This window comes from Flavobacterium sp. UBA5153 (genome assembly GCA_002413745.1).
Taxonomy (GTDB): domain Bacteria; phylum Bacteroidota; class Bacteroidia; order Flavobacteriales; family Flavobacteriaceae; genus Flavobacterium.
The window spans coordinates 366-4,593 of sequence record DHXP01000007.1 but is presented as its reverse complement, the minus strand read 5'-3'; the positions used below and the strand labels follow the sequence as shown (position 1 = coordinate 4,593).

At 35.4% G+C, this 4,228-nt stretch carries 7 protein-coding genes; all 7 read right to left on the bottom strand.

The annotated features are described in order from the left end of the window. Positions 1-46 precede the first annotated feature (46 nt). On the bottom strand, positions 47-1,108 hold the full coding sequence (locus tag B2145_RS01300; RefSeq protein WP_291097332.1) for a class I fructose-bisphosphate aldolase: 1,062 nt from the start codon (positions 1,106-1,108) through the stop codon (positions 47-49). 56 nt (positions 1,109-1,164) lie between these two features. Next, positions 1,165-2,253: an alkene reductase gene (locus B2145_RS01295; RefSeq protein ID WP_291097330.1), complete on the bottom strand. Its 1,089-nt coding sequence runs from the start codon at positions 2,251-2,253 to the stop codon at positions 1,165-1,167. Between the two features lie 379 nt (positions 2,254-2,632). Then, the gene (locus B2145_RS01290) at positions 2,633-2,785 is read right to left on the bottom strand and encodes a lmo0937 family membrane protein (RefSeq protein ID WP_291097328.1); all 153 of its coding nucleotides are present in this window, start codon (positions 2,783-2,785) and stop codon (positions 2,633-2,635) included. 60 nt (positions 2,786-2,845) lie between these two features. Next, positions 2,846-3,142 (bottom strand): hypothetical protein, encoded by a 297-nt coding sequence (locus tag B2145_RS01285; RefSeq protein WP_291097326.1) that lies wholly within the window; start codon positions 3,140-3,142, stop codon positions 2,846-2,848. Between the two features lie 240 nt (positions 3,143-3,382). Further along, a complete protein-coding gene (locus B2145_RS01280) occupies positions 3,383-3,520 on the bottom strand; it encodes a hypothetical protein (protein WP_291097324.1) in 138 nt (45 codons plus the stop codon). A gap of 89 nt (positions 3,521-3,609) precedes the next feature. Then, positions 3,610-3,828: a lmo0937 family membrane protein gene (locus B2145_RS01275; protein ID WP_349677762.1), complete on the bottom strand. Its 219-nt coding sequence runs from the start codon at positions 3,826-3,828 to the stop codon at positions 3,610-3,612. 59 nt (positions 3,829-3,887) lie between these two features. Next, positions 3,888-4,178: a hypothetical protein gene (locus B2145_RS01270; RefSeq protein WP_291097323.1), complete on the bottom strand. Its 291-nt coding sequence runs from the start codon at positions 4,176-4,178 to the stop codon at positions 3,888-3,890. Positions 4,179-4,228 lie beyond the last annotated feature (50 nt).

Genomic DNA, 4,228 nt, shown 5'->3' with positions numbered 1-4,228 from the left:
TTGGACTAAAATATACTAACCAATGGTATTATTTATAAAACAGGTTTTATGCTATGGTAATTTCTTTAGCCAAATAAATTTCTTGTACCGCATTTATGAGTTTTACGCCTTCGCCAAATGGACGTTGAAAGGCTTTTCGACCCATAATTATTCCAGCTCCACCAGCCCGTTTGTTTATCACGGCTGTTTTTATGGCTTCTGCCAAGTCAGTTTCTCCTTTTGATTCTCCTCCGGAATTTATCATGCCAATGCGTCCCGAATAACAATTCACCACTTGGTATCGGCATAAATCTATGGGATGGTCACTGCATAATTTGGTGCACATAACAGGATTGGTTTTGGCAAACTTTACAGCTGTAAAACCACCGTTATGGGTTGGTAATTTTTGTTTAATGATATCTGCTTGAACGGAAACACCCAAGTAATTGGCTTGTCCGGTAATATCGGCTGCGGTATTGTAATCTATGCCGTCCTTTATAAATGCGTTATTTCTGGAATAGCACCAAAGAATAGTAGCCATACCCAAATTATGTGCCTTTTCAAAAGCCTTTGCCACTTCTATTATTTGCCTGTCAGATTCGGCTGAGCCAAAGTAAATGGTCGCTCCCACAGCCACCGCACCCATATTCCAAGCATCTCGGACACTCGCAAACATAATTTGATCGTATTTATTGGGGTAGGTCATCAGTTCATTATGATTGATTTTGACTACAAACGGAATTTTATGGGCATATTTCCTGGATAACATCGCTAATCCTCCCATCGTGGAAGCCACTGCATTGCAACCTGCTTCAATGGCTAATTTTACAATATTTTCAGGATCGAAATAAATGGGGTTTGGAGAAAAGGAACTTCCCGCAGTATGTTCAATACCTTGATCTACGGGCAAAATAGAAAGATAACCAGTACCCGAAAGTCTGCCATGTTGGTATAATTGCGTTAAACTTCGAATCGTTTGCCCATTCCGATTACTTTGCAAAAAATAATCATCAATATGCGACGGATTGGGCAAATGAATCTGATCTTTCGTAATGGTTTTACAGACATGATTCAACAAAAAGTCTTTTCCATCTCCTAATAAATCTAATAGTTGGGATTTATCTTTCATTTTAAGTTTGATTTGAATGAGTTTTTGATGCATTGTCTCTATACAGACTTTTTTAATCAAACTTTATGAAACGGATAATCGGTATATCCTTTTTCATCAGCAGTGTAGAATAAATCCATATTGAGATCCTGTGATAAGGACCAATTGTTTTTAAATCTTTCCACAAGATCGGGATTGTTAATAAACGGTCGTCCGAATGCAACGAGGTCAGTAAGTCCGCTTTCAATAGCCGCTTCGGCACTTTCTTTGTCATAGCCACCACAAAGAATAAGGGTGTTTTTAAAATTATGCCGTATCAGTTTTTTGATTTCCAAAGGAACAGGAGGAGCCCCCATTGCAGAATGATCCACAAGATGAATATAGGCAATATCAAGTTTGTCGAGTTCTTTAGACAGGTAATCATAAGCGGCATCTATTCCGGGATAATGAGGCATATCACTTGCCACTCCATAAGGCGATAAACGAATACCTGTTTTTTCCTTCCCAATGGCCTGTGCCACAGATGTCACTACTTCAATCACAAATCTACATCGGTTTTCAATACTTCCACCATAATTATCTTTTCGGACGTTGCTTATCGGCGATAGAAATTCTTCAAGTAAATAACCGTTAGCCGAATGGAGTTCAACTCCGTCAAATCCTGCAAACAAAGCGTTTTCTGCAGCAGTAATATATTCTGTTTTTGCATGCAAAATATCTTGCGTTGTCATTTCTTTTGGTACCATAAAGTCTTGCAACCCTTTCGAGTCTGTCCACATTTGTCCAGCAGCTTTTACTGCCGAAGGCGCAAGTATCTGTGTTCCTTCCTGCATATTCAGCGGATGGCTGATTCTTCCGGAGTGCATTAGTTGAACAATTATTTTTCCTCCATTTTTATGAACCGCCTCTGTTGTTTTTTTCCAACCTTCCACTTGTTGCTTACTAAATATACCGGGCATTCGGGCATATCCAAGACCATTAGGCGATGGTGATGTACCTTCGGATATGATTAATCCAGCATTTGAACGTTGTTTGTAATATTCCGCCATCAGTTCATTGGGAATATTTCCAATTGCTCTGCATCTTGTCATAGGTGCCATTACTATTCTATTTTTTAATTCTATAGCACCAACCTTTTTAGGGGTGAATAATTTGTATGTTTTCATATTTATTATTCTTAAGTTATTGATATAAAGGTAATTATATTTATTTTAAAAGTGTTATATCGCTTTTGAAATTAGTTGCACCATTCACACATTTGGGCTGCTTTTGCATTGGCAAGATTGGTATAAAATTCAATAAGCGTGTTCTCGTTTGGGGTCATTTCGAAGAAAGTTAATAGTAAAAACAATAATTTTTATGCTCAACTTTATTTTTTTTAATTTTTTGTAGGAAATATATTTTTTATATGTCTAATTTTATCGAAATAGAAGTATTGGTTGATTGTGATTTATTAAATTAAAACGGGTTAAGTTAAAAGATGCTAAATATAAAAGGACAGGAATTTAAGTTCCTGTCCTTTTACAAAGATGTTTAAATAATTTCTTAAATTCTTCTTCCTTGAATAAGTCTTAATATTATTGCAATAATTGCAATAACAAGTAGTATGTGTATGATTGATCCTGCGCCGTAAGCAAAGAATCCGATTGCCCACAAGATGATTAAAATTACTGCGATGGTGTAAAGAAGATTGCTCATAATAATTTTTTTAGGGATTAATTTTTAATGATATTTTTAAAAGTTAAATTTTTCGCAAAATTATCGCCATCTGCCCGGCACCCATCGGTAACCACGTCCAGTTTTAGTCCAATGACCTGATTCATAAGTACGACCCTGATCCGGTCTTACCCAATTGCCCTCCCTATGATTATAAGAGCGTGTTTGATTATTCCAATACCAGTTGCCTTCTATCCAAATATGACTATCACTAGGACGTTGAGGTCTGGAACCTTCTTGGTATCTAGGTTCTTCGGAAACATAGCCATAGCCCGTTGAACAGGAATTAAATAATGTTAAGATACCTACCAAACTGATTAAATAAATGAGTTTTTTCATATTCTTGTTTTTTAATGAATTAAATTGTTTAAGTTTTTCCATTTTTTACTTCATTCTCCAATGGTAATCCATTTTCAAAATCCATAAAATTTATTATTAGTTTCATTATGGCAATTTGACCAAGTGCTTCTTTTCCTTTGTAAAAAAACCTTGATAGATTGTAATCACGACATTACCAAAAGAAAATAATCTTTCAATTTTGTACTGAATACAGTTACTTTTATTGATTTCTTTTAGCTTTTATCCATTATCTTCCTCTAAATTATTATGATCGTCACCACCTATACTATAATGGTTGTTTTCCTCATCTTCTCTTCCGATATTTTCCTGTTCGTCATCTAATTCCGAACACGGGATGTCTAAGTCGCTGCCTGACACATCGTCTTCAAAATCTTTTTCATTCAATGTACTAACGTTATCAATTTCAATTACTTCTTTCTTTTTAGAAATATCTTCCGGATTTATGTCTATCTCTTTATCGTAATTGCTATAAATGTCTTCACTGGCGGGATAAACTGGGTATCCCGGAAAATCAGTTTTTTCTTCCTTGAATAAGTCTTAATATTATGGCAATAATTGCAATAACAAGTAGTATGTTGTATGATTGATCCTATACCGTAAGCAAAGAATCCGATTGCCCAAAAGATGATTAAAATTACTGCAATGGTGTAAAGAAGATTGCTCATAATATTTTTTAGGGATTAATTTTTAATGATATTTTTAAAAGTTAAATTTTTTGCAACAATTATCGCCATCTACCTGGCGCCCAACGATACCCTTGTCTGGTTTTAGTCCAATGACCTGATTCATAAGTGCGACCCTGACGCGGCAGTATCCAATTACCATCCCTATGATTATAAGAGCGTGTTTGATTATTCCAATACCAGTTGCCTTCTATCCAAATATGACTGTCACTAGGACGTTGAGGTCTGGAGCCTTCTTGGTATCTAGGTTCTTCGGAAACATAGCCTGCCGAACAGGAATTAAATAATGTTAAAATACCTACCAAACTGATTAAATAAATGAGCTTTTTCATGTTCTTGTTTTTTAATGAATTAAATTATTTAAGTTTTTCCATTTTTTACT

What these genes read in the sequence shown, in the direction of transcription:
- B2145_RS01300 (WP_291097332.1), bottom strand. Translation starts at nt 1,108, where the DNA reads ATGAAAGATAAATCCCAACTATTAGATTTATTAGGAGATGGAAAAGAC.
- B2145_RS01295 (WP_291097330.1), bottom strand. Translation starts at nt 2,253, where the DNA reads ATGAAAACATACAAATTATTCACCCCTAAAAAGGTTGGTGCTATAGAA.
- B2145_RS01290 (WP_291097328.1), bottom strand. Translation starts at nt 2,785, where the DNA reads ATGAGCAATCTTCTTTACACCATCGCAGTAATTTTAATCATCTTGTGG.
- B2145_RS01285 (WP_291097326.1), bottom strand. Translation starts at nt 3,142, where the DNA reads ATGAAAAAACTCATTTATTTAATCAGTTTGGTAGGTATCTTAACATTA.
- B2145_RS01275 (WP_349677762.1), bottom strand. Translation starts at nt 3,828, where the DNA reads ATGAGCAATCTTCTTTACACCATTGCAGTAATTTTAATCATCTTTTGG.
- B2145_RS01270 (WP_291097323.1), bottom strand. Translation starts at nt 4,178, where the DNA reads ATGAAAAAGCTCATTTATTTAATCAGTTTGGTAGGTATTTTAACATTA.